At 41.1% G+C, this 23,965-nt stretch carries 22 protein-coding genes, 1 pseudogene and 1 other annotated feature; of the genes and pseudogenes, 18 read left to right on the top strand and 5 right to left on the bottom strand.

Annotated features, from left to right (window positions below; all coding sequences use genetic code 11):
* The first annotated feature begins 101 nt into the window (after positions 1–101).
* The 3 genes from ACTHRG_RS10335 (at position 102) to ACTHRG_RS10325 (ending at position 2,401) form a co-directional block, all read left to right on the top strand.
* A complete protein-coding gene (locus ACTHRG_RS10335; protein ID WP_076259264.1) occupies positions 102–554 on the top strand; it encodes a GNAT family N-acetyltransferase in 453 nt (150 codons plus the stop codon).
* 122 nt (positions 555–676) lie between these two features.
* Complete coding sequence (locus ACTHRG_RS10330) at positions 677–1,354, top strand: NAD(P)H-dependent oxidoreductase (protein ID WP_076259267.1); 678 nt, start codon at positions 677–679, stop codon at positions 1,352–1,354.
* 237 nt (positions 1,355–1,591) lie between these two features.
* Positions 1,592–2,401, top strand: a complete 810-nt coding sequence (locus tag ACTHRG_RS10325; RefSeq protein ID WP_440231147.1) for a GNAT family N-acetyltransferase — start codon at positions 1,592–1,594, stop codon at positions 2,399–2,401.
* Between the two features lie 222 nt (positions 2,402–2,623).
* Here ACTHRG_RS10325 and brnQ read toward each other — a convergent pair whose 3' ends face one another.
* Positions 2,624–3,964 carry a branched-chain amino acid transport system II carrier protein gene (gene brnQ / locus ACTHRG_RS10320; protein ID WP_440231146.1) on the bottom strand — a complete coding sequence of 447 codons (1,341 nt, stop codon included), beginning with the start codon at positions 3,962–3,964 and terminating at the stop codon, positions 2,624–2,626.
* 46 nt (positions 3,965–4,010) lie between these two features.
* Positions 4,011–4,253 (bottom strand) — a binding site (T-box leader).
* A 255-nt stretch (positions 4,254–4,508) separates the two neighbouring features.
* Here brnQ and corA point away from each other — a divergent pair.
* Positions 4,509–5,465: a magnesium/cobalt transporter CorA gene (corA, locus tag ACTHRG_RS10315; protein ID WP_440231145.1), complete on the top strand. Its 957-nt coding sequence runs from the start codon at positions 4,509–4,511 to the stop codon at positions 5,463–5,465.
* A 106-nt stretch (positions 5,466–5,571) separates the two neighbouring features.
* Here corA and ACTHRG_RS10310 read toward each other — a convergent pair whose 3' ends face one another.
* Positions 5,572–6,771: an iron-containing alcohol dehydrogenase gene (locus ACTHRG_RS10310; protein WP_440231144.1), complete on the bottom strand. Its 1,200-nt coding sequence runs from the start codon at positions 6,769–6,771 to the stop codon at positions 5,572–5,574.
* 297 nt (positions 6,772–7,068) lie between these two features.
* Between ACTHRG_RS10310 and ACTHRG_RS10305 the strand changes: the two genes are divergently transcribed.
* From ACTHRG_RS10305 to zupT, 5 genes are all read left to right on the top strand, one after another.
* Positions 7,069–8,007, top strand: a complete 939-nt coding sequence (locus ACTHRG_RS10305) for a ring-cleaving dioxygenase (protein ID WP_440231143.1) — start codon at positions 7,069–7,071, stop codon at positions 8,005–8,007.
* A 289-nt stretch (positions 8,008–8,296) separates the two neighbouring features.
* Complete coding sequence (locus ACTHRG_RS10300) at positions 8,297–8,899, top strand: alpha/beta hydrolase (RefSeq protein ID WP_440231141.1); 603 nt, start codon at positions 8,297–8,299, stop codon at positions 8,897–8,899.
* A 110-nt stretch (positions 8,900–9,009) separates the two neighbouring features.
* The gene (wrbA, locus tag ACTHRG_RS10295) at positions 9,010–9,621 is read left to right on the top strand and encodes an NAD(P)H:quinone oxidoreductase (protein WP_076259291.1); all 612 of its coding nucleotides are present in this window, start codon (positions 9,010–9,012) and stop codon (positions 9,619–9,621) included.
* Positions 9,622–9,678: 57 nt separating this feature from the next.
* A complete protein-coding gene (locus tag ACTHRG_RS10290) occupies positions 9,679–10,524 on the top strand; it encodes a pirin family protein (protein WP_440231140.1) in 846 nt (281 codons plus the stop codon).
* Between the two features lie 491 nt (positions 10,525–11,015).
* Positions 11,016–11,825: a zinc transporter ZupT gene (gene zupT, locus ACTHRG_RS10285; RefSeq protein ID WP_076259297.1), complete on the top strand. Its 810-nt coding sequence runs from the start codon at positions 11,016–11,018 to the stop codon at positions 11,823–11,825.
* Positions 11,826–12,124: 299 nt separating this feature from the next.
* Here zupT and ACTHRG_RS10280 read toward each other — a convergent pair whose 3' ends face one another.
* Positions 12,125–12,991: a YitT family protein gene (locus ACTHRG_RS10280; protein WP_076259300.1), complete on the bottom strand. Its 867-nt coding sequence runs from the start codon at positions 12,989–12,991 to the stop codon at positions 12,125–12,127.
* A gap of 148 nt (positions 12,992–13,139) precedes the next feature.
* Here ACTHRG_RS10280 and ACTHRG_RS10275 point away from each other — a divergent pair, with 148 nt between their 5' ends.
* Positions 13,140–13,673, top strand: coding sequence for a topology modulation protein (locus tag ACTHRG_RS10275; RefSeq protein WP_440231139.1), 534 nt, complete (start codon positions 13,140–13,142; stop codon positions 13,671–13,673).
* A 29-nt stretch (positions 13,674–13,702) separates the two neighbouring features.
* On the opposite strand, the gene ACTHRG_RS10270 is transcribed toward ACTHRG_RS10275, so the two are convergent.
* The gene (locus tag ACTHRG_RS10270; protein ID WP_440231138.1) at positions 13,703–15,751 is read right to left on the bottom strand and encodes a molybdopterin-containing oxidoreductase family protein; all 2,049 of its coding nucleotides are present in this window, start codon (positions 15,749–15,751) and stop codon (positions 13,703–13,705) included.
* Between the two features lie 197 nt (positions 15,752–15,948).
* Between ACTHRG_RS10270 and ACTHRG_RS10265 the strand changes: the two genes are divergently transcribed.
* The 7 genes and pseudogenes from ACTHRG_RS10265 (at position 15,949) to ACTHRG_RS10235 (ending at position 22,059) form a co-directional block, all read left to right on the top strand.
* Positions 15,949–16,629 (top strand): response regulator, encoded by a 681-nt coding sequence (locus tag ACTHRG_RS10265; protein WP_394579162.1) that lies wholly within the window; start codon positions 15,949–15,951, stop codon positions 16,627–16,629.
* 296 nt (positions 16,630–16,925) lie between these two features.
* On the top strand, positions 16,926–18,440 hold the full coding sequence (locus tag ACTHRG_RS10260; RefSeq protein ID WP_404355036.1) for a helix-turn-helix domain-containing protein: 1,515 nt from the start codon (positions 16,926–16,928) through the stop codon (positions 18,438–18,440).
* 74 nt (positions 18,441–18,514) lie between these two features.
* Positions 18,515–18,709, top strand: a pseudogene (locus ACTHRG_RS10255) (oxidoreductase); the annotation flags it as partial.
* Positions 18,710–19,071: 362 nt separating this feature from the next.
* Positions 19,072–19,353 (top strand): DUF3219 family protein, encoded by a 282-nt coding sequence (locus tag ACTHRG_RS10250; RefSeq protein ID WP_048009952.1) that lies wholly within the window; start codon positions 19,072–19,074, stop codon positions 19,351–19,353.
* Between the two features lie 22 nt (positions 19,354–19,375).
* Positions 19,376–20,356 carry an LLM class flavin-dependent oxidoreductase gene (locus ACTHRG_RS10245; protein ID WP_404355035.1) on the top strand — a complete coding sequence of 327 codons (981 nt, stop codon included), beginning with the start codon at positions 19,376–19,378 and terminating at the stop codon, positions 20,354–20,356.
* 181 nt (positions 20,357–20,537) lie between these two features.
* Complete coding sequence (locus tag ACTHRG_RS10240; protein ID WP_206701441.1) at positions 20,538–20,684, top strand: hypothetical protein; 147 nt, start codon at positions 20,538–20,540, stop codon at positions 20,682–20,684.
* A 313-nt stretch (positions 20,685–20,997) separates the two neighbouring features.
* On the top strand, positions 20,998–22,059 hold the full coding sequence (locus ACTHRG_RS10235; RefSeq protein ID WP_440231137.1) for an SDR family NAD(P)-dependent oxidoreductase: 1,062 nt from the start codon (positions 20,998–21,000) through the stop codon (positions 22,057–22,059).
* 37 nt (positions 22,060–22,096) lie between these two features.
* Here ACTHRG_RS10235 and ACTHRG_RS10230 read toward each other — a convergent pair whose 3' ends face one another.
* Entirely contained in the window at positions 22,097–23,206 is a 1,110-nt protein-coding gene (locus ACTHRG_RS10230; protein ID WP_404355033.1) for an aromatic acid exporter family protein, read from the bottom strand.
* A gap of 196 nt (positions 23,207–23,402) precedes the next feature.
* Here ACTHRG_RS10230 and ACTHRG_RS10225 point away from each other — a divergent pair, with 196 nt between their 5' ends.
* Positions 23,403–23,918, top strand: a complete 516-nt coding sequence (locus ACTHRG_RS10225) for a YbaK/EbsC family protein (protein WP_440231136.1) — start codon at positions 23,403–23,405, stop codon at positions 23,916–23,918.
* Positions 23,919–23,965 lie beyond the last annotated feature (47 nt).

Raw genomic sequence — 23,965 nt, 5'->3', positions numbered from 1 at the left:
AAGTAATCAAATATAAACTGGGGAGATGACTGGTATCGATCATTATTATATAGAAAGAGAGAAAGGTTATTTTGAAAGCTTGGCATAAAAGGGAGGACAAAATGAAGATACGGAAAATTGACCATTCAGAGCCCCCTCCCATGAATCTGCTATTATTGGCAGATCCTTCAATTGATTTTATTGAGGATTATCTTAATCGAGGGGAAATATATATTGCTGAACTTAATGGAGTAGCAGCAGGCGTTTATATTCTTCTTGCCACAAGACCAGGAACCTGTGAAATTGTTAATATTGCCGTTAGTGAAAAATATCAGGGAGAGGGAATAGGCAGAAAACTTCTACAGCATGCAATAGAGATTGCGTTTCAAGGTGGATATAAGACCGTTGAAATTGGAACGGGGAATTCAAGTATTGGGCAGCTGGCTCTTTACCAAAAATGCGGTTTTAGAATCACAGGGGTCGACAGAGATTTTTTTGTGAGGCATTACAAAGAAGATATCATTGAAAATGGAATCCATTGCCGGGATATGATCAGGCTGTCTATGGATTTATAATGAAATTGCCCCAAATGATTAGGAACAGCAGTGAGAAGGGCAGACTAAAAGCTGATTTCATGAATGTTATGCTGTAATATGTTACGTTAAAGTTAGAACAGTCAGAAAAGGAGTGTTTGGTTTTGCGTGAAAAGGAAGTTTTAAAGGAAGAAATACTGAATGCCTATCAATTCAGGCATGCGACAAAGGAATTTGATCCAAATAAAGAAATCCCCGAGGAGGATTTCCGGTTTATATTGGAGACAGGCCGTCTGTCACCAAGTTCATTTGGTTTTGAACCATGGCGTTTTGTGGTTGTTCAGAACCAGGAGCTCCGTGAGAAAATTAAGAATGCCTCCTGGGGAGCATTCGGGAAATTGCCTGAAGCAAGTCACTTTGTTTTAATCCTGGCAAGAACGAAAAAAGATACAAAATATGATTCCCGCTATCTGCAGGATCATTTTAGAAATACCCTGGGGATGCCGGAAGAAATGATGGAAAAATATCTGCAGCGGATTGAGGAATTTCAGAAGTCCGATTTTGACCTTCTGGAAGGAGATCGCCCTCTCTTTGATTGGGCCTGCAAGCAAAGCTACATAGCACTTGGGAATATGATGTCCGCCGCTGCACAAATTGGTATAGATTCCTGTCCTATTGAGGGGTTTGACATTGAAAAAATGAATAAACTCCTGAATGAGGAAGGCTTGCTTGAAGAAGGAAGCTTCGGACTGTCGGTAATGTGTGCCTTTGGATACAGAGTGAAAGACCCAAGACCGAAAGCGCGCAGACCATTCGATGATATAGTAAAGTGGATTGATTAGGAAAAGAGCATTGGCTCTTTTTCTTTTTTATTTTTGTCAGTTTTGGCAAGGTTTGTTGCTTTTTGTATCTTATTTACTGAGTTGATTGCAGCGAGCAGCCTGGAGCGGAAATTACCGGACATCATTGATAGGCGAAAACAATAATTTATATGAAAATAGCCTTGTTTTTAAAGGGGAATTCATTTCAAAGGGAGAACAATACTTTTGAATGAGGCTTGCTTAAATGAGGTGAAGACTATGAATCTAGTGATGAAAAGTGACTTAGCTGAAAGATTGGACAAGGCAGAGACAAGTGTGCTGCTATCCAGATTGACAGCAATTAAAAATCGGGATGGAAACCCAATGGGCGTGGAAATAAAAAGGATAGGCGGGACAACCGCTTTTGCTGCCAGGAATATACCGGGTCCATCCTTCAATCTTGTAAAAGGATTTAACGAAGCAGATATCGAAGCTCTGGATCAAATTATTGATTTCTATCAGGGAAAAGGAATTCCCATACGATTGGAGATTACACCATCAAACGGATCATCAGATTTACTGAAGATCCTTCATCAAAAAGGGTTCTATCAATGTGATTTCCATACCACTTTGTTTGCGGAACCTTCAGATCTTGTGGACATTCCCATTAATGGCGATATTGATATACGAAGGATGCAAAGAAGCGATTTTGATCTTTTCGGCGAGCTATATACAAAGGGGTTTGGAATGCCTGCTTTCCTTAGCCAAGGAATAGCTGAAAATAATGAAGTTCTTTATGACAATAGAAACTGGGTCTTTTACCTTGCCTTTGTAAACAATGAACCAGCGGGAATAGGTGTGGTTTATATCGATGACGGAGTAGTGAATCTTGCGGCTGCTGCTGTTGTGCCTGCTTTCAGAAACAGAGGAGTCCACAGCGCGCTTATTCAAACCCGTATCTATCAGAAGATTACACAAAATTCAGAGCTGGTGACAGGTCAGGCAAGGTTTGGTTCTGCAAGCCAGAATAATATGGAAAAAGCAGGATTGAAAATTGGATATACAAAAGCAATCTGGGTAAGGGAATAAAACTATGCATGAAGGCAGGAAGGTGTCAAATGGAGCTTAAAATACATACCAGGAAAGCAGCTATCGGGGATATTCCCCAGCTTGCAAGCTTAATGGGAGATCTGGGCTATCCGGTGTCGGAAGAGCTGTGATTACTGCACATTATAATTAAGTATTTATGGAGCCGTCTTATAATGAAGTGAAGGAATAGGAAAACCAGGCTGTTTGAAGCAGCCTGGCTCTTTATAAAGAAGCTTTTACATCCATCTGTTTTGCCGAATCCGGCTGCTGCCTGTCAGTTTTGCTTAGTAGGATGCCCAGTGCAGTACCTGCTGCAGCTGGTACAACCCATTCCATTCCAACCGATGCGAAAGGCAATACTTCCCTAAGGGATTGAAGGGCTCCGAGATCAAAGCCAAAGGTGCTTAACCCTCCTAGCGCTGCAAATACTCCTGTGAATAATAGCGCACTCCCGTAAACTTTTCGCGGATTTCGGAAAAAACCATTAAAGAAGCTCAGCGTAATCAGCACAATGGTTAAAGGATAAGCTGTTACCAGGAAAGGAACAGATACTTTGAGAATTTGATTTAACCCAAGATTTGATAAGGTGAAGCCAATTAGGGTTACGGCAGTAATGACTAATTTATAGCTTACCTTTGGCAGCAGCTTTGAGAAATATTGTCCGCAGGCTGATGTTAAGCCTACTACAGTCGTAAAACAGGCAAGAGTGAAAATTGCACCGATGAATGCCGTTCCGGCTCTTCCGAATAACAGGGTAGCGGCAGATGATAAAATGGCTGTCCCGTTTTCAAAAGTGCCGTTCGCAGCTATTTTAGCTCCCAATAATCCAAGGGAAATATAAACGGCTGCCAGCAGCACGCCGGCTATTATTGCAGCTCTTAGTGTATAGAGGGATAATTGCTTTTCGTCATGTACACCTTTTTTCTGGATGGCAGTAAGAATGACAATTCCAAAGGCAAGAGCGGCAAGGGCATCCATTGTATTATAGCCCTCAAGGAAACCCTTAAAGAATGCGCCGCTGTCATAACCGCCAGATGGAGCCAGCTGCTTTGTATCAAAATTCATGATTGCAGCTGTACAAAGGATAACAACAGACAGCAGCAGAACAGGAGTAAGCCAGCGGCCCATAAATCTTTCCATTTTGGACGGATCTAAACTGACAACATATACAAGCAAGAAAAAGACTGCGGAATACGTAAACAATATAAGTGATTGGTTCCATGAATCATTAATAAATGGCATGATACCCATCTCGAAAGCAACACCTGCATTTCTGGGAATAGCCAGGAAAGGACCAATGGACAGGTAGATGATAACCATAAATAAAGTGCCGAAAAGAGGATGAACCCGGCTGGCAATCGCTTCAATTCCACCCTTTGCCATGGAGATGGCAAGCAGGACAATAAATGGCAAGCCTACAGCAGTCAGAATAAAACCTGCAATCGCAAGCCAAAAGGAGGTACCTGATAAGGCACCGAGGTAGGGAGGGAAAATTAAATTACCTGCTCCAAAAAACATTGAGAATAACATGAGACCGATAAAAAAGCTGTCAAATTTCTTCATTAGCTGTTCAAACTCCTTTATTTAAAAATAAAAAGACCCGTCCCCAGAAAGGGACGAGTCTATACTCGCGATACCACCCTAATTCCGCAGTTCAAAAAACTGCAGCACTCAGCTGCGTACAATCATACGCGTTCCATTGTAACGGCGGAAAACCCGACAAAGCTTACTGTATTTCAGCTTTGCATCTCAGAGATGATCTTCGGATCAGGTACTGAACACCGGCTTTCACCATTTGCCGGCTCTCTTTGGAACAGCATTCCTGTCTTACTCTTCTCTTCAGCGATTTATTATTTGAAAATAATTTATCAGATAAGTTTAGATAAGTCAATATTTTTTGTTAATTAAAATTACTTTTTGCAGTAAAAGCGTTAAAGTAGTTGAAGATGTAAAGGGTTTATTTTCTATAATTACCGAGAAAAGCATAAGCTTGTTTAACAGAGCAAGGAAAAGAGGTAAATAATAATATAACCAATGGAAGAGTTAGGATATCATTATCAAAAATGGAAAAAATACGTTTGCAGATTGGAAAGACTAGGAGACAATCATGATTAGAATACAAGCTGTTAATAAAAAAAATGAATTGAAGAAGAATATTACTTTAGAGAGTCTGAAGGCGGAGTGGGAAAATTATAAGTGGTTTTGGGTTGATTTTGATCAGCCAACCGAGGAGGAAACTGCTGAACTTGACAAGACTTTTCATTTTCACCCCCTGGCAATAGAGGATTGTGTTGTCAAACTCCAGCGCCCTAAAATGGACTATTATGAAGACTATAGCTTTTTTGTCACCCATAGCCTAAATCATATTAACGAAGATAAACAGGAAATTAACTTTTTTATTGGTTCAAATTACATAGTATCCTACCATCATGAACTCTCCAGGGAAATGGATGATGTTTGGGAAAGGCTGAGCTTAAGTAAGAAGATTAGTAAATGGGACCCTTACCTGGTCATGTACCATATCATTGATAAAATAGTGGATAATTACTTTCCTATCGTTTATCAGCTGGAAGATCGTTTGAGTCTTATTGAAGATAATCCAAATGATGAAACAATGGAAGAATTATTGGAGAAATTATTTGATATCCGCCATCATTTATTGCAGATTAGATATACTGTGATTCCAATGCGGGATTTAATATACCGTGTCATTAATTCCCATAGGCTTAAGGGTGTAAAGGAAAGATACGAATACTTTGCTGATATTCATGACCACTTATTAAAATTGACAGAAATGATTGATGGAAACAGGGAATTGACGAACGATATCCGTGACAGTTATTTATCGATCAACTCCCATCAGACAAACCGGGTGATGAGAGTCCTTACCGTGATAACCACCATTTTCATGCCCTTAACCTTCATAGCGGGCATTTATGGTATGAATTTTGAAAACATGCCGGAATTATCGTGGAAATATGGATATTTTGAAACGCTGTTATTAATGTTTATCATTGCCTTAGGCATGTTTTGGTGGTTTAAGAAGAAGGGCTGGTTCAGATAAACGGGTTTAAGGCAGAATGCATTAATGTGCATCTGCCTTTTATTTGTGTGAGCAACTGGTATTTTACACGTGGAAATACATGCGTTCGAATGGCATGCCCTGAAAATTATTCCTTTATAATCTGATACAGTTTTAACATATCATTTCTGCCGAAGATTTTCGGTACAGGATACAAGGGATTGGCTTCCTTTAAGGCACGTTCAGCCATTATGGGAATGTCACTGTCTATTATTCCGCTCACCTTTAGGGGGATCCCCATTTTATAGTTGAGGGTTTTTATGCTGCTTATAAAGCTCTTTGCATTTTCTTCAGCTGAAGCTCCCGGATCACCAATGCCCGCCGCCATTGAGAGTTCATCTAGGGGTTCCCAGACTGCCTCGCGGTAATGCTCCAGTACATATGGAAGAATGATGGCATTAGCCAAACCATGAGGGACAGAGTAAAATCCTCCGAGCGTATGGGCGATAGCATGAACATTGCCTACATAGGACCTGGTAAAAGCCAGCCCGGCCAGATAAGAAGCTTTTTGCATATTGGCTCTAGCCTCCAGATTTTCGCCATTCTGATATGTTTCGTAAAGATTATCATAAATCAGCCGGACTGCATCTATGCTGAATTTTTTCGTCTCTGCTGTATTGCTTCTCCCAATGTAAGCTTCGATGGCATGGGTTAGTGCATCCATACCGGTTGCAGCTGTAATATGAGGAGGCAGTTTTATAGTAATCATAGGGTCTAAAACCGCATAATGGGGAATTAGACAAAGGTCAATAATGGCGTATTTCTCGTGTGACCGGCTGTCAGTAATGACCGCTGCAACAGTAGCTTCACTTCCTGTACCTGCTGTAGTCGGGACTGCAAAAAGGGGAGGGAGCTTTTTTCTGACTTTAAATTGGCCTTTCATTTGCGGGATGCTTTTTTCAGGCCTCACAACTCTTGCACCAACGCCTTTAGCACAATCCATCGGTGAACCCCCGCCAAAGGCAAGAATACCCTGGCAATTATTCTTCATGTATACTTCCAGTGCTTCTTCAATATTGTTAATTGTCGGATTTGGAACAGTTTTATCATAAATATAAAATTCAATATTCCTTTTCTGTAAATTTAATAGCAAACCATCCATCAGCCCAAGAGAAGTGATACCACTGTCCGTTACAATCAAAATTTTGCTTATGCCTGTTTTCTTAATAATATCAGGAAGTTTGTCCAGGCTATTGGCGCCTCCTATCAGTTCCGGTTCCCGCCAGGGCAAAAGAGGCGATACCAGCTTGAAGGTTTTCTGGTACATTCGGCAGTATGCATTGTACATATCCTTACCTCCAAATATTCGTCTGAAAATTCTAATATTATAATTAATATATACCTTTATGTTTTAGGAGATGTCAATATGCTCAATCAAAATAGTCCAGTTTCTGCTTCAATCCGAAAGATTGACACAAGCGTGAGTATATTTTATAATTATCTTGAATTCGAGATAAATTAATTCGAGGCATCGAGTGTTTTCTGATTGAGAAATAAAATTTTATCTTGAAATGAAAATAGTTGATTTAAAATGAGTTTCATAGATTGAATTTTGGTTACATTAATGAGAAAGAGGTGTGAAGAAGTGAATAAAGCCACAAGTGGAATTCATCATATCAGTGCGATCGTCGGCCACCCTCAGGAGAATATCGATTTTTATGCAGGCGTTTTAGGTTTGAGAATGGTCAAGCAGACTGTGAATTTTGATGACCCTGGCACTTACCACCTGTATTTTGGCAATAATGAAGGGAAGCCGGGGACAATCATTACCTTTTTTCCATGGGCAAATGCCTTCGGGGGAGAGATTGGGGATGGTCAGGTCGGGGTCACCTCCTATGCCATTCCCAAGGGTTCCCTTGGATTCTGGAGAGAAAGATTTGAGAAATATAAAATTTCTTACACAACGGAAAAAAGATTCGGCGAAGAATCAATTAGATTTCAGGATCCTCATGGTCTGGTATTAGAAATGGTGGAAAGAGATGAGGGTGAGAGGAATACTTGGACATTAGGAGGCATTACTCCTGATGTTGCAGTAAAGGGCTTTGCAGGGGCGACTCTTTATTCATCCCAGCCGGAACAGACAGCAGATCTGCTTGAAAGGGTGATGGGTCTTGAACGCATTGGGGAAGAAGGAGAAATAATCCGGTTCCAATCGTCAGCCTCAATCGGCAATGTCATAGACCTGAATAAGACTTCCGGCAAGCGAGGCAGGATGGGTGTCGGAACTGTCCATCATATCGCCTGGCGGGCTGAAGATGACGAGGATCAATTGGAGTGGCAGGAATATGTGAGGTCTAATGGCTATGGAGTAACACCAGTCAGGGACCGGAATTATTTTAATGCCATTTATTTTAAGGAGCATGGGGATATTCTTTTTGAAATTGCAACTGACCCGCCTGGATTTGCACATGACGAATCACCAGGGAAAATGGGGGAGAAGCTGATGCTTCCTGAACAATATGAGAATATGAGAAATCGCATCGAGCAAAAATTAATCCCGATTGAAGTCAGGGAACTGGAATAAAGTGAAACTTCAATCAGTGGGGGTTTTCCTTATCCCCCACTGATTGTTAGTTGAGGCCCACAGGACAAGGAAGGCTTCGTCAGCATGAGCATCGCACGACCAAATGCGACAGCTTTTGGGAGGAAGTGGGTCACAAAGAGGTTGCCACAGGACGTGGCGTTCTTAGTCTTTGTTCATTTTTGCCTTTACGGGCAGTTTGACCCCTATATCCTCCTTAGATTCCTCTGAGTCTTGAAGTGGGGGTCTTACTGCCCGTTAGACTGCGATAAAACAAAGAGAGGAAGAGACGATGAAACATATTTTTCAAAAAGGAAAAGATCCTTCCAAGCCTGTATTATTGCTGCTTCACGGAACGGGAGGTACAGAAACTGACCTGCTGCCGCTTGCAGGTCATATTGATCCGGAGGCTTCTGTTCTAAGTGTGCGCGGTAATGTGCTGGAAAATGGGATGCCCAGATTTTTCCGCAGGCTGGCAGAAGGTGTCTTTGATGAAGAAGATCTGCTTTTTCGCACAAAAGAATTAAACGGCTTTTTAGATGAAGCCGCACAGAAATACGGCTTTGAGCGTGACAGCATTGTGGCAATCGGCTATTCAAATGGAGCTAATATTGCAGGGAGCTTATTATTCCATCATGAAAACTCTTTAAAAGCAGCGATTCTGCACCATCCAATGGTTCCAAGGCGTGGTGCTGAATTGCCTGATCTCAGCGGAACATCCGTATTTATCGCGGCCGGGACCAATGACCCCATTTGTCCTGCAGAAGAATCGACTGATTTACAGTCTTTATTGGAAGGTGCAGGAGCGAAAGTAGAACTTCACTGGGAAAGTTTTGGCCACCAATTAACCATGGGTGAAGTTCAGGCTGCAGCCCGCTGGTATAAAGAAATATAAAAAAGTTAATCGAATGAATTATAAGGGAAGAGAATGAAAGAATAGGGAGTGCGATCAGGGGTATCCTATCAAGGTTATTTGGAAATTCACCTAAAAAGGAGAAGATTAATATGGAAAATGTAAAATTGGCCGTTATTTTTTACAGCATGGGCGGAACAAACTATCAATTGTCTAAATGGGCGGAGGAAGGCGGCAAAGAAGCTGGTGCGGAGGTTAAAGTTTTTAAGGTTCCGGAACTGGCGCCGCAATCAGCAATTGAAGGCAATCCTGCATGGAAAGCCACTGTCGAGGCTACAAAGGATGTGCCTGAAATTAAGCCGGACGATCTTGAATGGGCAGATGCCATCATATTCAGTGTGCCTACCCGTTTCGGCAATATGCCTTCCCAAATGAAGCAGTTCCTTGATACAACTGGCGGTCTTTGGGCAAAAGGAAAGCTTGCGAATAAGGCAGTAAGTGCGATGACATCAGCCCAAAATCCGCATGGCGGCCAGGAAGCAACGATTCTTTCTCTTTACACCACAATGTATCATTGGGGAGCGATTGTAGCTGCTCCAGGTTACACCGATCCTGTTCTTTTCGGAGCAGGCGGCAATCCATATGGAACTAGCGTAACGGTTGATCAGGATGGAAAAATGATTGAGGATGTAAAAGAAGCTGTGAAGTATCAGGCAAAAAGGACAGTCACTGTTGCTGAGTGGATTAAAAAAGGAAATCAATAATATAGTTGGAGCAATTGTTTTCAATTGCTCCTTTACATAATAAAGGGGAGAAATGTGATGCAGAATAAAAAAATAACTAAGCGGGAGATTGCTTCAATCAGGAAAGTAAAATTGCAGGAGCACAGTCCCATTCATGCAGCAGGTCCTGTTATAGAACCGGGAAATTGGGAAAAGTATGACCCCTTTCTGCTGATGATGGAAGATAAGTTTCAAAAAGGAGCGTTTGACGTTCATCCCCATCGCGGGATTGAGACGGTAACTTATGTCATTGATGGGGCCATTGAGCATTATGACAGCCATTCCGGTGAGGGCGGTGTGTTAGGTCCTGGTGATGTTCAATGGATGACAGCAGGGAGCGGTGTCGTTCATAATGAAGTGCCATCTGAAGGAATTACTGCCCATTCGCTGCAGCTGTGGATCAATCTTCCACGGGAAAAGAAAATGACAGCACCAAGATACCAAAACCTTAAAGGCAGTGAAGTACCTGTCCGGGAGGAAGAGAGTGCTGTTTTTAAAGTCTTCTCCGGATCCTCGAAAGGAGTTGTATCTCCAACCTTAAATCATGTGCCTGTCACAATGGTTGAAGTAAGGATGGAAAAAGGCGCTGAAGCTTCACAGGAACTGCCTGGAAGCTACAAAGGCTTTATTTATATTATAGAGGGCAGCGGGATTTTTGGAGAAAATGAAGTTCAAGGGGCCAATGGCCAGGTCCTTGAATTGGGGGATGGCGGGAACGCTGAAAGCGAAATAGCCGTTAAAGCCGAAGGGCCTTTGCGCTTTCTGCTATATGCAGGTGAGCCGGTCAAAGAACAGGTTGTGGCCCGTGGCCCGTTTGTCATGAATACGGAAGAAGAAATACGGACCGCTTATAAGGAATATATGAATGGTATCTTTCTAAAATAAGATACGGGTCAGGAGCAGTCTAAGGCTGCTCTTTTTTGCCGGAGTTCTTCCTTTATGGCTAGTATAAATTACAAGGTTACTTCACCTTCAGAATCATATATTTTTTAATTAACTATATTTTTTTGAAGGTGAGCTTATGCAGCCAAGTCTAACACCCATCAAGCCGAGGGTAAGGCCATATCTATATTGGGTACCTTCAGGAACTTCTCAAATCAAAACGAGTCTGGGAATGATCCTTCGCTGCATTAAATGGCGAAGGTTTTTTGTTTTTATTATGCACATTTTCCTCTATACTTCTTATAATATTGAAGAAAAAATAATCGAATAGTCCTTTTTTATTGCTTTTGGTTTGGGTTGGAGATAAAATGTTTACCAAAGTAAACTTTTTAAGTTAGGCGCATATACTTATAGTAATTTGGCACATATATTTTTTTAACGCAAAAGTTGCCCTGGAGAAACTTTTTGGCAATAGAGAAAAAGGAGAGAGTGAAATGTCGCAGGAAGTATTATTTGCATTAGGTCTTACTTTGTTTGCCGGCTTAGCGACAGGTATTGGCAGTTTAATGGCTTTTTTTACTTCTAGAACAAATACGAAGTTTTTATCATTGGCACTTGGCTTTTCCGCAGGTGTAATGATTTATGTCTCCATGATTGAAATCTTTGTTAAAGCCAAAGATGCACTTGTAGGAGCATTAGGTCAAGTAAGCGGCAACTGGGCAACTGTTGGAGGTTTTTTTGGGGGGATCCTCCTTATTGCATTAATTGACCGGTTTATCCCTAAAAAGGATAATCCCCATGAAGTGAGGACAGTGGAAGAAATGAATGATTCCGGCAATGCCGTCAAAGATCCGGCACTCTTAAAGATGGGGACCTTTGCGGCATTGGCAATTGCAATTCATAACTTCCCGGAAGGAATTGCAACATTTACTTCTGCCCTCCAGGATCCTTCGCTTGGTATCGCCATTGCGGCGGCCATTGCCATCCATAATATACCAGAGGGGATTGCTGTTTCAGTTCCTGTCTATTATGCCACAGGAAGCAAGAAGAAGGCTTTTAAGCTCTCATTTTTATCAGGGCTTTCAGAGCCGATTGGTGCAATAGTGGCCTACTTGATATTAATGCCATATTTAAACGATGTCATGTTTGGGGTAATTTTTGCGGCAGTTGCCGGAATAATGGTGTTCATTTCTCTTGATGAATTATTACCGGCTGCCAAGAAATACGATGAAGCCCATACCTCCATTTATGGTCTTGTGGCAGGGATGGCCGTCATGGCGCTCAGCCTGCTGCTGTTTATATAACAAAAAAGCAGTCTCCCGCACTGTTGCATGTGTGAGGGAGGCTGCTTTTTTAAAAAGATAAGAAAGTATATAATTTTTGAACGTCGATTCCTGTCTAGCTCCACCAGGAAAGCTTCGACAGCATCATCGCACGGCTAAAAGCGTTAGCTTTTAGGAGGATGCGGGTCATGCAGACGTTGCCACAGGACAAGGAAAGCTACGGCAGCGATACATCGCACGACCGAAAGCGGCAGCTTTCGGGAGGACGTGGCGTTCTTAGTCTGCGTTCCTTCGTGGGCAAGGCGCTTGCGCTTTTCTTTTTAGTGCGCTGTACCTTTATCAAAGTTGCTGCCGCTGACATCGGCCATATTTTCAATAGCCACTAATGCCCCGGGATCAATATCTTCGACAATGGAACGGAGAGTTGATAGTTCAATCCTTGTTACGATTGTATAAATGATCTTTTTGGGCTCTCCTGTAAAAACACCCTGGCCCTGAATATAGGTCATTCCGCGTCCCAATTGCTTTTGGAGCTCGGCTGAGATTTCTTCAGGCACATCAGAAATGATCGTAACCGACTTCAGCTCTTCCATACCTTCCACAACTATATCAATCATTTTGTAAGCAATATAATAGGTGATAATGGAGTACATGGCTGTTTCCCAGCTGAAAACGAGGAAAGCTGCAAGAATAAAGATAAATACGTTGACAATCATGATAAATTGGCCGACAGATACCGGACGGTTCTTGCTGACCAGGATGGCGATAATCTCTGAACCATCCAAAGCTCCGCCAGTTCTGATGACAAGGCCAACTCCTGTTCCCAGAATGACTGCTCCAATGACTGTAGCCAGAAATAAATCATCTGTAACAGGCTCAAAATGGTGGAGATAGGCGGTACTTGCGGATAAAACAATTACTCCGAATAAGGTATGTATCGTGAATTTCATTCCGATTTTGCGGTAGCCAATATAGAGAAATGGGAGGTTAAGAAGGATTAAAAATATACTCATGGTCATCCCGGTCAGCTCTGCTGCAATTATGGATAGACCGATAACACCGCCATCAAGGATGCTGTTGGGAACGAGGAAAAACTCAAGTCCTGCTGCTGCAATCATCGCACCTATCGTGATCATGATAAGCTGTTTTATTTCTTTTACTACCCGTTTTTTTTTCGTTAATGCCATATAATCATGCCCCTCTAATTAAAATACTTACATATTATAGCACTTATTAGGGTGGTTTTTAAGTAAGTAAAACTTTAGCTTCCAAAGAGGGAATAGAAGCATAGATGTTGAATGTAATTAAACGGATTCGGCAAGGGAAGGTGATTATTTGAATAGAGTTATGGTGATTGGAACTTCTGCAGGCGCAGGAAAATCAACCTTCGCCAGAAAATTGGGCGAGAAAACAGGCATTGAGGTACTTCATCTTGATGTTTTATACTGGAAGCCCTGCTGGGTGGAAAGGGAGCTTCAGGAATTTTCGGATGCCCAGCGTGAAATAGTGAAAAAAAAGCAGTGGATTATTGAAGGCAATTACAGCAATACTTTTGAAATCAGGGCAGCGGCATGTGATACAGTCATATATCTGGAACTGCCCCTGTACCTCTGCCTGTACAGGGTATTAAAAAGGTGGGTGACCAACCTTGGCAAAACCCGGCCAGATATGGCTCCCGGGTGCAGGGAGAAAATGGACTGGAAGTTTATAAAATTCATAGTGACAACATATGGTCCTCGCAAAAAGAAAATGGCTGAGCGGCTTGACAGGTTTGCTGCAGAAGGAAAAAAGGTCGTTGTATTAACGAACAAAGCGGATATTGATTCATACATAGATGATCTTAATTTTAAGACTAACAATGTTTCATAGCATACAAAAACCCCTGATTTTTACAGGGGTTATTCTATACTAATTTTCGAAACATTTACCCGGCCTGAAAAGAACACGGCACCGCCGCCCATATCGGAAAGACGATCCGGTGTCAGCGAATTGACCAAATGTTTGGTTCCCGGGATATCTGCCCAGATTCCCTGAGAAACTACTGTGCCTGGAAGGACAAGCTCCCCAACAGCCGCTTTGAGTTCGCATTCTCCGCGCTCATTCCAAATGCGTACCATCTCTCCATCCACAATACCAGCATCCTCCGCATCCTTTCTATTCAAGTGAAGGCGGGGCTCCTTCTCCATGCCTGCATGTTTTTCATTATTTGAAAAGGTTGAATTCAAAAAGTTATGATTGGGTGCAGGCACAAATAAAAACGGGAAGGTGTCGTCTTCCTTTAGCGGTATATAGGTAGGCAGAGGAGGATGCCCATCATCTTTCATTCTCTGCGAATATAATTCAATTTTTCCGCTTGGCGTGGGGAGGCTGCCGGGAAACAGCGGTTTTACCCTCGCTTTGATAAACTTGTTTTTCTTTAGAGATTCAGCATTGATTTCCTCAATGAAGGGGTTAGCTGGAAAATCCAATGCTGCATTAATCATTTCTTCTTCCGTTTCATGAAATACAGCATCATGATAGCCCATTCCTTCTGCAAGAAGCCGAAACACTTCCACATTTGACTTTGACTCGCCGTAAGGTTCAATGACTGGATCCTGAATCTGCATGTAGTGATGCCAATAGGATGAATATATATCCGTATTTTCAAAAGAAGAAGACGCCGGAAGCACAATATCAGCATATATAGCCGTTTCGGTTAAGAACAGATCATGGACAACAATGAACAAGTCCTCCCTTTGCAGCCCTTGCCGGACTTTATTCCCTTCCGGTGCCACAAGTGCAGGGTTGGTTCCATAGACATACATGGATTTTATCGGTTCTTCCAGTTCAAGCAATGCAGAACCGATCAGATTCATATTAACTATGCGTGTATTCTTTTTGTGCAGGAGATCAGGCCTTTGAAGGGCACCAGTATTAAAAGCAAGATAGCCGGAGTTTCCCTTGATGGCACCGCCGCCCTTTATGAGCCACTGGCCAGTAAGTGCGGGCAGGCAGGAAATCGTGCGGATGCACATTCCTCCATTGTCATGATGCTGTGGCCCGTTGCCGATCCGGATAAAAGCCGGGGAAGTCTCACCATATATACGGGCTAATTTGATAATATCCTCTATCGGCACACCTGTTATGCCGGCTGCTGTTTCAGGGTCATATTGTTTCACATGTTCGCGAAGTTCCTGATGGCCAACCGTAAACTCCTCGAGAAAGGCCTCATCCACTAAATTTTCCGCAAACAGAACATGCATGATGCTAAGTGCCAGAGCGGTATCGGTGCCGGGTGTAATGGGTATAAACCAGTCGGCCATTTTCCCTGTCTGGTTTTTATGGACATCAATTACAACGATTTTCGCACCGTTTTTCCTTGCTTTCTGGGCGAGAATCATTTGATGCATGTTTGTGCTGACTGCATTAATGCCCCATAAAATAATGAGCTTTGAATGGATGGTATCCTCCGGGTCAATCCCAAAGCTGCCTCCCATTGTATACGCATATCCTGCTGTACCGGCAGATTGGCAAATCGTCCTTTCTAGACGGGATGCTCCGAGTTTATGGAAGAAACGGCGGTCCATTCCTTCAGCGCTTAATCTGCCCATATTACCATAAAAACTGTATGGCAGGATGCTCTCAGGACCGTTTTCGGTAATTAGGTCCTTCCATCTGGATGTTATCGTGTCTATAGCTTCTTTCCATCCAATCTGTACAAAATGCCCTTCACCTTTGGCTCCGGCACGCTTCATTGGATACTTGAGCCGATTCCGATCATAAATCCTTGAAGGCATGCTGCGGACCTTATTGCATATATTCCCCTGTGTGACAGGATGATTGGGGTCGCCTTCAATCTTAACGATTTTTCCTTCTTTTTTATGTACCAGAAGGCCGCATTGATCCGGGCAATCCAAGGAGCAGACAGATGGAAAAACACCATTTAAGGTACTGCTGTATGAGTTCATATCAGAATACTCCTTCCTTATAGTAAATCGATCATACCATAAAATTCAGATTATTTGCTTGGTGTCAGGAAGCAACAGGGAAATTTCTAATTTGAAACAGCAAACCTCATAATTGAAACTGTGCTATGAAAAAACTTTTGTAAAATAGGTTTTATAGACTTTTTGGTTCAGAATACAACTGAGCAGGTGAACAGGAAATGGTACTGAAAATTGCGATTATAGATGATCATAAGCTTTACAGAGAAGGGGTTAAACGAATACTGGAAATGGAAGAGGGCATTGAAGTAGTTGCTGAAGGGGAAGATGGCCGTGATGCTCTCAACATTGATAAAGTTTTTAAGCCGGATGTCATCATTATGGATATCAATATGCCAAATATGAATGGCATCAAAGCAACGGATAAGCTGATTGAAAACAAATCGAAAAGCAAAACCATTATTTTATCTTTTTATGATGATGAACATTATGTCACCCGGGTGCTGCAGAATGGTGCTGCCGGATACCTGATCAAAGATATTGGCGCAAATAGGCTGATCGAAGCAATCAGGGTTGTTGCAGGCGGCGGAAGTTATCTGGATCCGAAGGTTACAAAAAATATTATTAAGGAATATAGAAGGCTTACAGAATTAAATTCAGTCAGCAATTATGTCTCAAGTCAAGGTTATCAGCGTCCGCTGCATATATTGACCCGACGCGAATGTGAGGTGCTGCAGCTGCTGGCAGATGGAAATAGCAACACTGATATCAGTAAGATTCTTTTTATAAGCGATAAGACAGTTAAAAATCATGTCAGCAGCATTCTGAGAAAGATAAAGGTACATGATCGGACTCAGGCAGTATTACTGGCGATTAAAAGAGGCTGGGTTAGAATAGGTTAGAAATTAAAAATGCGCTGAATTTATTAAAAAGGCATGTTCTCCAGAGCATGTCTTTTTATGGTTGTGCTTCAATTTAGAAGGAGTAAGCATTGACGTTAAAAGAAAAGATAAAGTGAAACTTCAATCAGTGGGGGTTTTCCTTATCCCCCACTGATTGTTAGTTGAACCAATCGGGCCTTTACGGGCTGTTTGACCCCCACTTACCCCTCCATTGATTCCTCTGAGTCTTGAGGTGGGGGTCTTACTGCCCGTTAGACTGCGATAAATTGAAAGAGCCTGAAAAGATAGGTGATAACATGAATAGGTTTTATAAACGCTACTCAGATTTGATCTTTCATTTGCTCAGTGAAAATAATTGGATCAGCTTAGCGCAGCTGGCAGAACGAACAGGCTTTTCCAAAAGCACGATATGGCGTGATTTCGAATTCCTGGAGACAATTCTGCCGGAGGATTGGAAGCTCGAAAAGCATGATACTTTTGGCGTTAGGCTGAGAAAACCTGAAAGCGGGACTCTGGAGAGCATTTTAAGAGAAATTCGCGATAAGAATACTTATTTCCATACGTTAAAGCTGATTTTATTAAGCGATGGAATAGATATTTCTCTGATATCCAATGAGGTGCATATAAGCCGTTCGACCGCATACCGCCACATTGAAAAGCTTCAGGAGGTTCTTCAGGAATCACAGCTTACTTTAACTTCGAGTCCTTTCAAAGTAATCGGTGATGAAAGAAATATCAGGCGTTTTATCATGCAATACTTAGATTTAATGAGCTTTAAACCGGAAGCTGAGAAGGATTGGCTGTATTCCGGCGATTTTCAATCGGCGTTGCTGGAACAGACCTCGAGCTATTCGATGACTCTCCGGACAGGAGCCGTTCAACGCCTCAAAATGATCTTATATATTTCAAATCTACGTATGTCTATGGGCTATTTTGTTTCATTTCCAAAAACTTTGGTGGATGCATATAAAGAAAGTAAATTTTTTCTCTCTGCTAAGGAAATAGTGCATTTTATGGCTAAAGCCAATATTCCTTCCAGGGAAACACAGCTCCAGGAAATACTTTTCTTTGCCATTTATTTAATGAGTGAAGAAAGGCCGACGAATAGATCGCAGCATCTGCGTTATCTCCGCAGGAGGAGGATAGGCGAAAGGGAACATCCTTTTTCTGTCTACTTAGAAAACCTTTCGAATATTGCTGGCTTTAATTTAACAGATGATGATATCTTTCTTTTTCACATTTACCAGACATTCAAGAGAATTTATCTTGAAAAAGAATTAAATACTGAAACACTCCATAGCTCAATGATACAATATTTTCCATATTATGAGACTAATCCACTTTTCAAAACAATAGAGGACCTGGGAGTCAAAACATTCTCGAAAGTCCCCCTTATTTTTAAAAAGCTGGATGTTCTTGAAATCTTTACTCTTCTCCAGGCTGCTATTCTGCGAAGGAGGAATAGGCATGTAATCCAAGCTGCGCTTGTATGCCGGACATATTATGAAAAAGATTATATTAGGGAAGTGCTAAATTATCATTTTGGAAAACAGCTTTCTATATCAACGCTTGATTCATCAAGCATCGATTTAATTTCAGAATATGAAGAGTTTGATCTGGTCATTTCAACCGATCTTGATCATTCATCCAAGCTGATAGGGGATCTGCCAGCCATAAATGTTTCTGCATTTCCGACAGGATCAGAGCTTATGGAAATCAGGCAATTCATTCATGATCATTTTTTAAAACAAATGGACCTGGACGAAGAGATGATCTATCCCTATGAAAAGCAGGATGAGACATACAAATAAGGAGACGCCTTCAAACTGGAGGTGTTTTTCTTATTTATTTTTAAAACGTGTTAATTTTGATAATCATTATCAATTTCATTAACCAAATAGTTGATGCTGTTACTGAGATCGTGGATAATTCAAATGTTCAAGATTTTATTGTGGGATATCGTTTTTCTCCAGAAGAACATGAAGAATCTGGAATAAAAATATCAGATACCCTTTATCTTGTTGATAAATTAGCTGATAAAAAGTTAGACTATTTGCATATATCATTGGGTGACTTTAAGTGAGTATCTGTATCTGAAGATTATAAAGAAAAATCTATTATGCATCAGAAGAGTACTAGTTGACCAAGATAGAGAAGAATTCATGATAGGGAATGGGATTGTAGATTTCCTGAGTATTATGATGCCTGATCGATTCCAAATTCAATAAAAGCGCGGGTCACAAGTAAGTTGGTTACATTCTTGAAAATACAGCTAACGGGGGTATTAACGGTTGAATAACTTTTTACATGGTTGTGAAGAACGCAGAAAGTTTACGTTCGTCACATATTCTAGAAAAATCATATCATACGGCGTCATTTCGAAGTTAGAGTACGTTAAATGTATTAGGAATGTGTTACCTTTTAGAAAGGGACGATGATGAAATGGTTACAGAAATCCAACTAAATGATACTAAAATTAAAATCACACAATATGATGAAAAAAAGATAGAAGGTAAAACTCAGATATCTTTAACTTTTTATGTTACAAGTGACGACTACCATGACATAGCAACGTTACTTTACAAAGGAACATTTGATGTAATCGTACCCGAGAGACATCTTGAGTTCCGTGGAACGATTCAAGAATATTCAACATCAATTACGAATCTATACGAAAAAGGGCAAATTGGTGAATATAAACTGACTTTGAAAGAAGCGGAATAATACAAAAGGGGATTTTCATCTTATGAAATTAAGCATTTTAGATCAGTCTCCCATTTCAACTAATCAAACGGCAGATGAAGCATTACAGGAATCAATGAAACTCGCACGCATAGGGGAGACATTAGGATATTCACGTTATTGGATTGCTGAACATCATGCAATGCCAGGGCTTGCATGCTCCGCGCCCGAGGTAATGTTAGGGTATATAGGGGCAAATACAAAAAATATACGAATTGGCTCTGGGGCAGTGTTATTGCCATACTATAAGCCGTATAAAGTAGCAGAAACCTATCACATGTTATCCACTCTATTTCCTAATCGAATTGATGTAGGGATTGGAAGGGCACCGGGTGGTCCTGCTGAAGCAACAAATGCATTATCGGATAACTATTTGCAACATGTCTATAAAATGCCTGATTTAGTAAATGAATTAATTAAATACATAGATAATGAAGGGACCGTATTAGAGGCTTCTCCGTTACCGCAAATTAGTCCTGATCTATGGATGTTAGGTACAAGTAGAAAAAGTGGGATTTTTGCGGCGGAAAACGGTTTAGCCTATAGTTTCGGACAATTTATGAGTGATGAAAACGGAGCAGAAATCGTCCAACAATATCGTCAGTCATTTCAACCAAGAAAAAAAGGCCAAAAACCATACGTCATTATGGCTTTGTCAGTAATATGTGCAGAAACTACTCAAAAAGCAGAAGAAATTGCTTTAAGTTCAATTGTTTGGGAACTACAAAATGAGAGTATGGAAGGAAACAAAGGAGTTCCTTCTGTTGATGAGGCAAAAAAAATTCTATTAAATCTACGTAATCAAAAGTCTATTGAAAGAATAAAAAAGAAAATGATTATAGGTACTCCTAATGAGGTGAAAAGTAAAATATTAGAAATTCAATCTCATGTATTAGCAGATGAAATCATGATTTTAACTATCACTTATTCATCAAAGGATAAGCATCAATCATATCGATTAATCGCAGAACAATTTATTAAATGAAAAAGATAAGGTTAAAAGGAGGAAATTGTCATGAACCAGACTACAAGGAAAAACAGGGATCATCACCGGTGCCAGCGCTGGAATAGGGGCTACTATTGCTAAGGAATTAGCTGTGGAGGGAGCAAATGATTGATGTAAATTCATAGGTGTGCTTTATGGCATTCATGCTGTATTGCCATCTATGCTGAGCCGCTCAACAGGCCATATTATTAATATTGCTTCGGTTGCTGGACCTGAAGTTTCAAAAACAAGTATCGTCAGCTGCAGGTATTTTGCGATATGCAAACTCGGAGAATTAATGAGGAAGCTGCAAAAATGGATAACGTAGAATTTCTCTCTGTAAGCGTAGAAAGATAGCCTTGAAGCGGGATTAAACTATTTGCAGATGATGAAGGCGCTTCTCGAAGACACAAAGCAGTTTACGGATTTGTATAATTTGAATGAGTGTCCAGCCTGTCCATTTCAGAATGTCTGTGAAAGGGATGAAAAGAATGTGAGAAAACAAAAATACTTATCCTAAAAAGGCGCCTGGGGAAACCAGGCGCTTCTGCTGTTTAGTAAATGTTTTTCCATTGCTTTTAATTGGATTTCCCGCTAAAGTTTTTAAAAGGGATGTCAGATAGAAAGGCTGTGATTATTTTTTGAATATACTTATCACGGGTGCAAACGGATTTTTGGGGAAAAAGCTTTCATTAAAGCTTTTGGAACAAGGTCATGAACTTTATTTACTAGTCAGAAGCAGAAAGCGGCTGGATGCCTTCATGCAAGGCGATGGAAGCGATTTTTCCAGACAGATTCATATATTGGAAGGCGATGTTACAGAAAAACATCTTGGATTAAATAGAGAACTTGTGGGTTTATTAAAAGGAAAGATAGATGCCTTATACCATAGTGCAGCACTTCTGTCATTTGATGAAAGAGATCGGGATAAGACTTTCGAAGTGAATGTGAGTGGAACAGAAAATGTTCTGAAGCTTGCTTTGGAAATATATTGTCCTAAGGTTTTATATATCAGTACAGCTTATACGGTTGGGACAGAGACTGAGGGGGAGGAGGCTCTTTATTCAGCCGACAGGCATTTTGTAAATCCCTATGAAGCTTCCAAATGCGAGGCAGAGCACCTGGTATATACATTCCGGGATAAATTGGATATTGTTATTCTCCGGCCCGGTATTATTATCGGAGATTCCAGAACAGGTGAAGCTGATACAAACTTCGGTTTATACGGATTTTTAAAAGGCATTAAGATCTTAAAAAAACGGTCGCTGCGAAAACCAAACGGCCAAACCTGCAGAATCTATCTGGATCCTGAAGTGGCCCAGAATTTCGTGCCGGTGAATTTTGTGATAGATACACTGCATGCCGCCTTGATTCATGCAGAGAATGGCGGGATTTACAATATTACAAATCCTAACCCGCCTCTGCAATCAGATGTGTATGAAATAGTAAAAGAGGTATTGGATTTTCCGCAATTGGAGATGTGTGTCCCTGGAGACTCTGCAGAAATGACAAGTGAGGAAAAGGCTTTTCATGATTCAATGAGCATTTTTAACAGTTATTTCCAGAGGACCGTTGATTTCCCATCAGATAATACGGAAAAACTGCTTGCAGATGCAGGGGTTCCCATGCTGCAAATGGATTGTGATGCTTTAACGAGAATCATAGCAGGATATTTGATGGGTAAAGCGAGTATATCTTCATAATGGAAAAAGACCGGGGATTTGAATCCCCGGTCTTCCTTTATTCATCCATGTCTGTTTCCCGCCTTTTGGCCACCTGCTTCAATGGGGCTTTTAAAAGCTTCCGGTGTTTTATTTCCATAATTTGAATTTGATTTAATTCCTCAATTAAGTCATGGATAGAGAGAATTTCATAGAGAATGGCTGTTTCAGGCTGGACATGGTGGTGTGTGCGCGGTTTTAAACCGCCTGCAGGGTCCAGCTGTTTTTGCTCAATAAACCAGTGTGTTACCAGGCTGATTTTTTCCCGCTGGGTTTCTGAAATATGAAAGCCCGGATCATACAGACTGTCTTTTAAATCCTCAAGGACTGACAAGGCGAACTTCTTCCTGCTCTTCTCAATGTCCAGCCGGCCAGGCGCAAGAAAGATCAAGTTTCCCGTGTGATAGGTGATTTGCCTTAAGATGGTCAGTTTCTTATATTCATAATGAAAGTCGCGCATATCCTCACGGCTGAATCGGTGATATCTGTATTCAGCTTTTTGATAGTGGCATAATGTTTCGGTCTTATCGATATCTTTTATAAGTCTTTGAAAATCAGAGCGGACATTCCTATCAGATTCCTGTGAATTAAAAATCTCAATGCCTCTTTTAAGTAAAATGTCACCGGAACCTCTGTATAAGGCATGTATGTTTTTTATGATTGATTTTGAGTAATTGGGAGGCATGACAAAAAAGTTAACTGCCGTGGAAACGACAATACCGGTTGTGGTAGTCCCCAATCGAATGAAAAAAGACGACAAATAATGGTCATGAACGGTAGAAATCATAGCAACACCAGTCAACGTAGCCACCAGCATCCCGTCATGAAGCTTCAGCTTATGGCAAACGATGATTGTCGCAAGCGAAACAGAAGCATAACTGTAAGGGCTGTCCCCGAAAATGAACGTAAATAATACAGCAAATCCCGCTCCAATGGCAGCCGCCGGAAACCTGACATATGCTTTCCGGATGGAGTCCGCAACAGTGGGCTCAATGGTAACGATGGCCGTAATTACAGCAAACATGGCTGGCCAATTCAGCATATGACAAATAAAAGCTGTTATAAAAACAGCCAGTCCGGTTTTGGCAATGCGTCCTCCTATAAATTTATATGGAATAGTCTGTTTCATAAAAAATCCTTCTTTAAATCTGTGTTTTTAATATAAATTTATATTAGTGCAAGGAACCAATAAGAGCAAATGCAAATCTTCTGATAAAAGAGTATTATCACGGTGACAGGCTCAGATAATATGTTAAAATAGACAACTATAAAGTATACATAATGAATATATATAACATTTTAACAAAGGGGAAGGGTGAGATTGAGTGTCAATTGAAAATGTGAAAGCCCATTTTAAGAAATGGGACAGGGAACAGGATGTAATGGAGTTTGATTCTTCAAGCGCAACAGTGGAACAGGCTGCTGAAACAATCGGTGTCTGCTCTGCACAAATTGCCAAGACGCTTTCCTTCAGGGGTAATGGGGACGAAGCAATTCTTGTGGTGGCAGCAGGCGACGCGAAAATTGACAACAAGAAGTTCCGGAAAACATTCGGATTTAAAGCCCGTCTGCTTTCAGCGGATGAAGTTCTCGAACAGACCGGCCATGCTGTTGGCGGGGTGTGTCCATTTGGACTGAAGAATGACCTGGAAGTCTATCTGGATGAATCTATGAACAGATTCGAAACCCTTTTCCCTGCATGTGGAAGCAGCAATTCCGCCATTGAACTGACTCCTGATGAAATCAATACATATTCAGATGCCAAAGCCTGGGTAGATGTCTGCAAGGATTGGGAGGATGCACTGATCGTTGAACGGCCTTTGGAGAAAATAACGAAATAATTCGTGCTGTAAAATAGTATAGAAATGTATTATTATAATTATATATG

It is taken from the genome of Cytobacillus sp. SAFR-174, assembly GCF_051964675.1.
Classification (GTDB): Bacteria; Bacillota; Bacilli; order Bacillales; family Cytobacillaceae; genus Cytobacillus.
Note: the sequence above shows the minus strand (reverse complement) of the source record. Positions and strands in the feature narration are given on the sequence as shown.

Excerpts from the sequence above, each read along its gene's own strand:
- ACTHRG_RS10335 (WP_076259264.1), top strand. The coding sequence starts at position 102 with ATGAAGATACGGAAAATTGACCATTCAGAGCCCCCTCCCATGAATCTG.
- ACTHRG_RS10325 (WP_440231147.1), top strand. The coding sequence starts at position 1,592 with ATGAATCTAGTGATGAAAAGTGACTTAGCTGAAAGATTGGACAAGGCA.
- brnQ (WP_440231146.1), bottom strand. The coding sequence starts at position 3,964 with ATGAAGAAATTTGACAGCTTTTTTATCGGTCTCATGTTATTCTCAATG.
- corA (WP_440231145.1), top strand. The coding sequence starts at position 4,509 with ATGATTAGAATACAAGCTGTTAATAAAAAAAATGAATTGAAGAAGAAT.
- ACTHRG_RS10310 (WP_440231144.1), bottom strand. The coding sequence starts at position 6,771 with ATGTACAATGCATACTGCCGAATGTACCAGAAAACCTTCAAGCTGGTA.
- ACTHRG_RS10300 (WP_440231141.1), top strand. The coding sequence starts at position 8,297 with ATGAAACATATTTTTCAAAAAGGAAAAGATCCTTCCAAGCCTGTATTA.
- wrbA (WP_076259291.1), top strand. The coding sequence starts at position 9,010 with ATGGAAAATGTAAAATTGGCCGTTATTTTTTACAGCATGGGCGGAACA.
- ACTHRG_RS10290 (WP_440231140.1), top strand. The coding sequence starts at position 9,679 with ATGCAGAATAAAAAAATAACTAAGCGGGAGATTGCTTCAATCAGGAAA.
- zupT (WP_076259297.1), top strand. The coding sequence starts at position 11,016 with ATGTCGCAGGAAGTATTATTTGCATTAGGTCTTACTTTGTTTGCCGGC.
- ACTHRG_RS10280 (WP_076259300.1), bottom strand. The coding sequence starts at position 12,991 with ATGGCATTAACGAAAAAAAAACGGGTAGTAAAAGAAATAAAACAGCTT.
- ACTHRG_RS10270 (WP_440231138.1), bottom strand. The coding sequence starts at position 15,751 with ATGAACTCATACAGCAGTACCTTAAATGGTGTTTTTCCATCTGTCTGC.
- ACTHRG_RS10265 (WP_394579162.1), top strand. The coding sequence starts at position 15,949 with ATGGTACTGAAAATTGCGATTATAGATGATCATAAGCTTTACAGAGAA.
- ACTHRG_RS10260 (WP_404355036.1), top strand. The coding sequence starts at position 16,926 with ATGAATAGGTTTTATAAACGCTACTCAGATTTGATCTTTCATTTGCTC.
- ACTHRG_RS10250 (WP_048009952.1), top strand. The coding sequence starts at position 19,072 with ATGGTTACAGAAATCCAACTAAATGATACTAAAATTAAAATCACACAA.
- ACTHRG_RS10245 (WP_404355035.1), top strand. The coding sequence starts at position 19,376 with ATGAAATTAAGCATTTTAGATCAGTCTCCCATTTCAACTAATCAAACG.
- ACTHRG_RS10240 (WP_206701441.1), top strand. The coding sequence starts at position 20,538 with ATGCTGAGCCGCTCAACAGGCCATATTATTAATATTGCTTCGGTTGCT.
- ACTHRG_RS10230 (WP_404355033.1), bottom strand. The coding sequence starts at position 23,206 with ATGAAACAGACTATTCCATATAAATTTATAGGAGGACGCATTGCCAAA.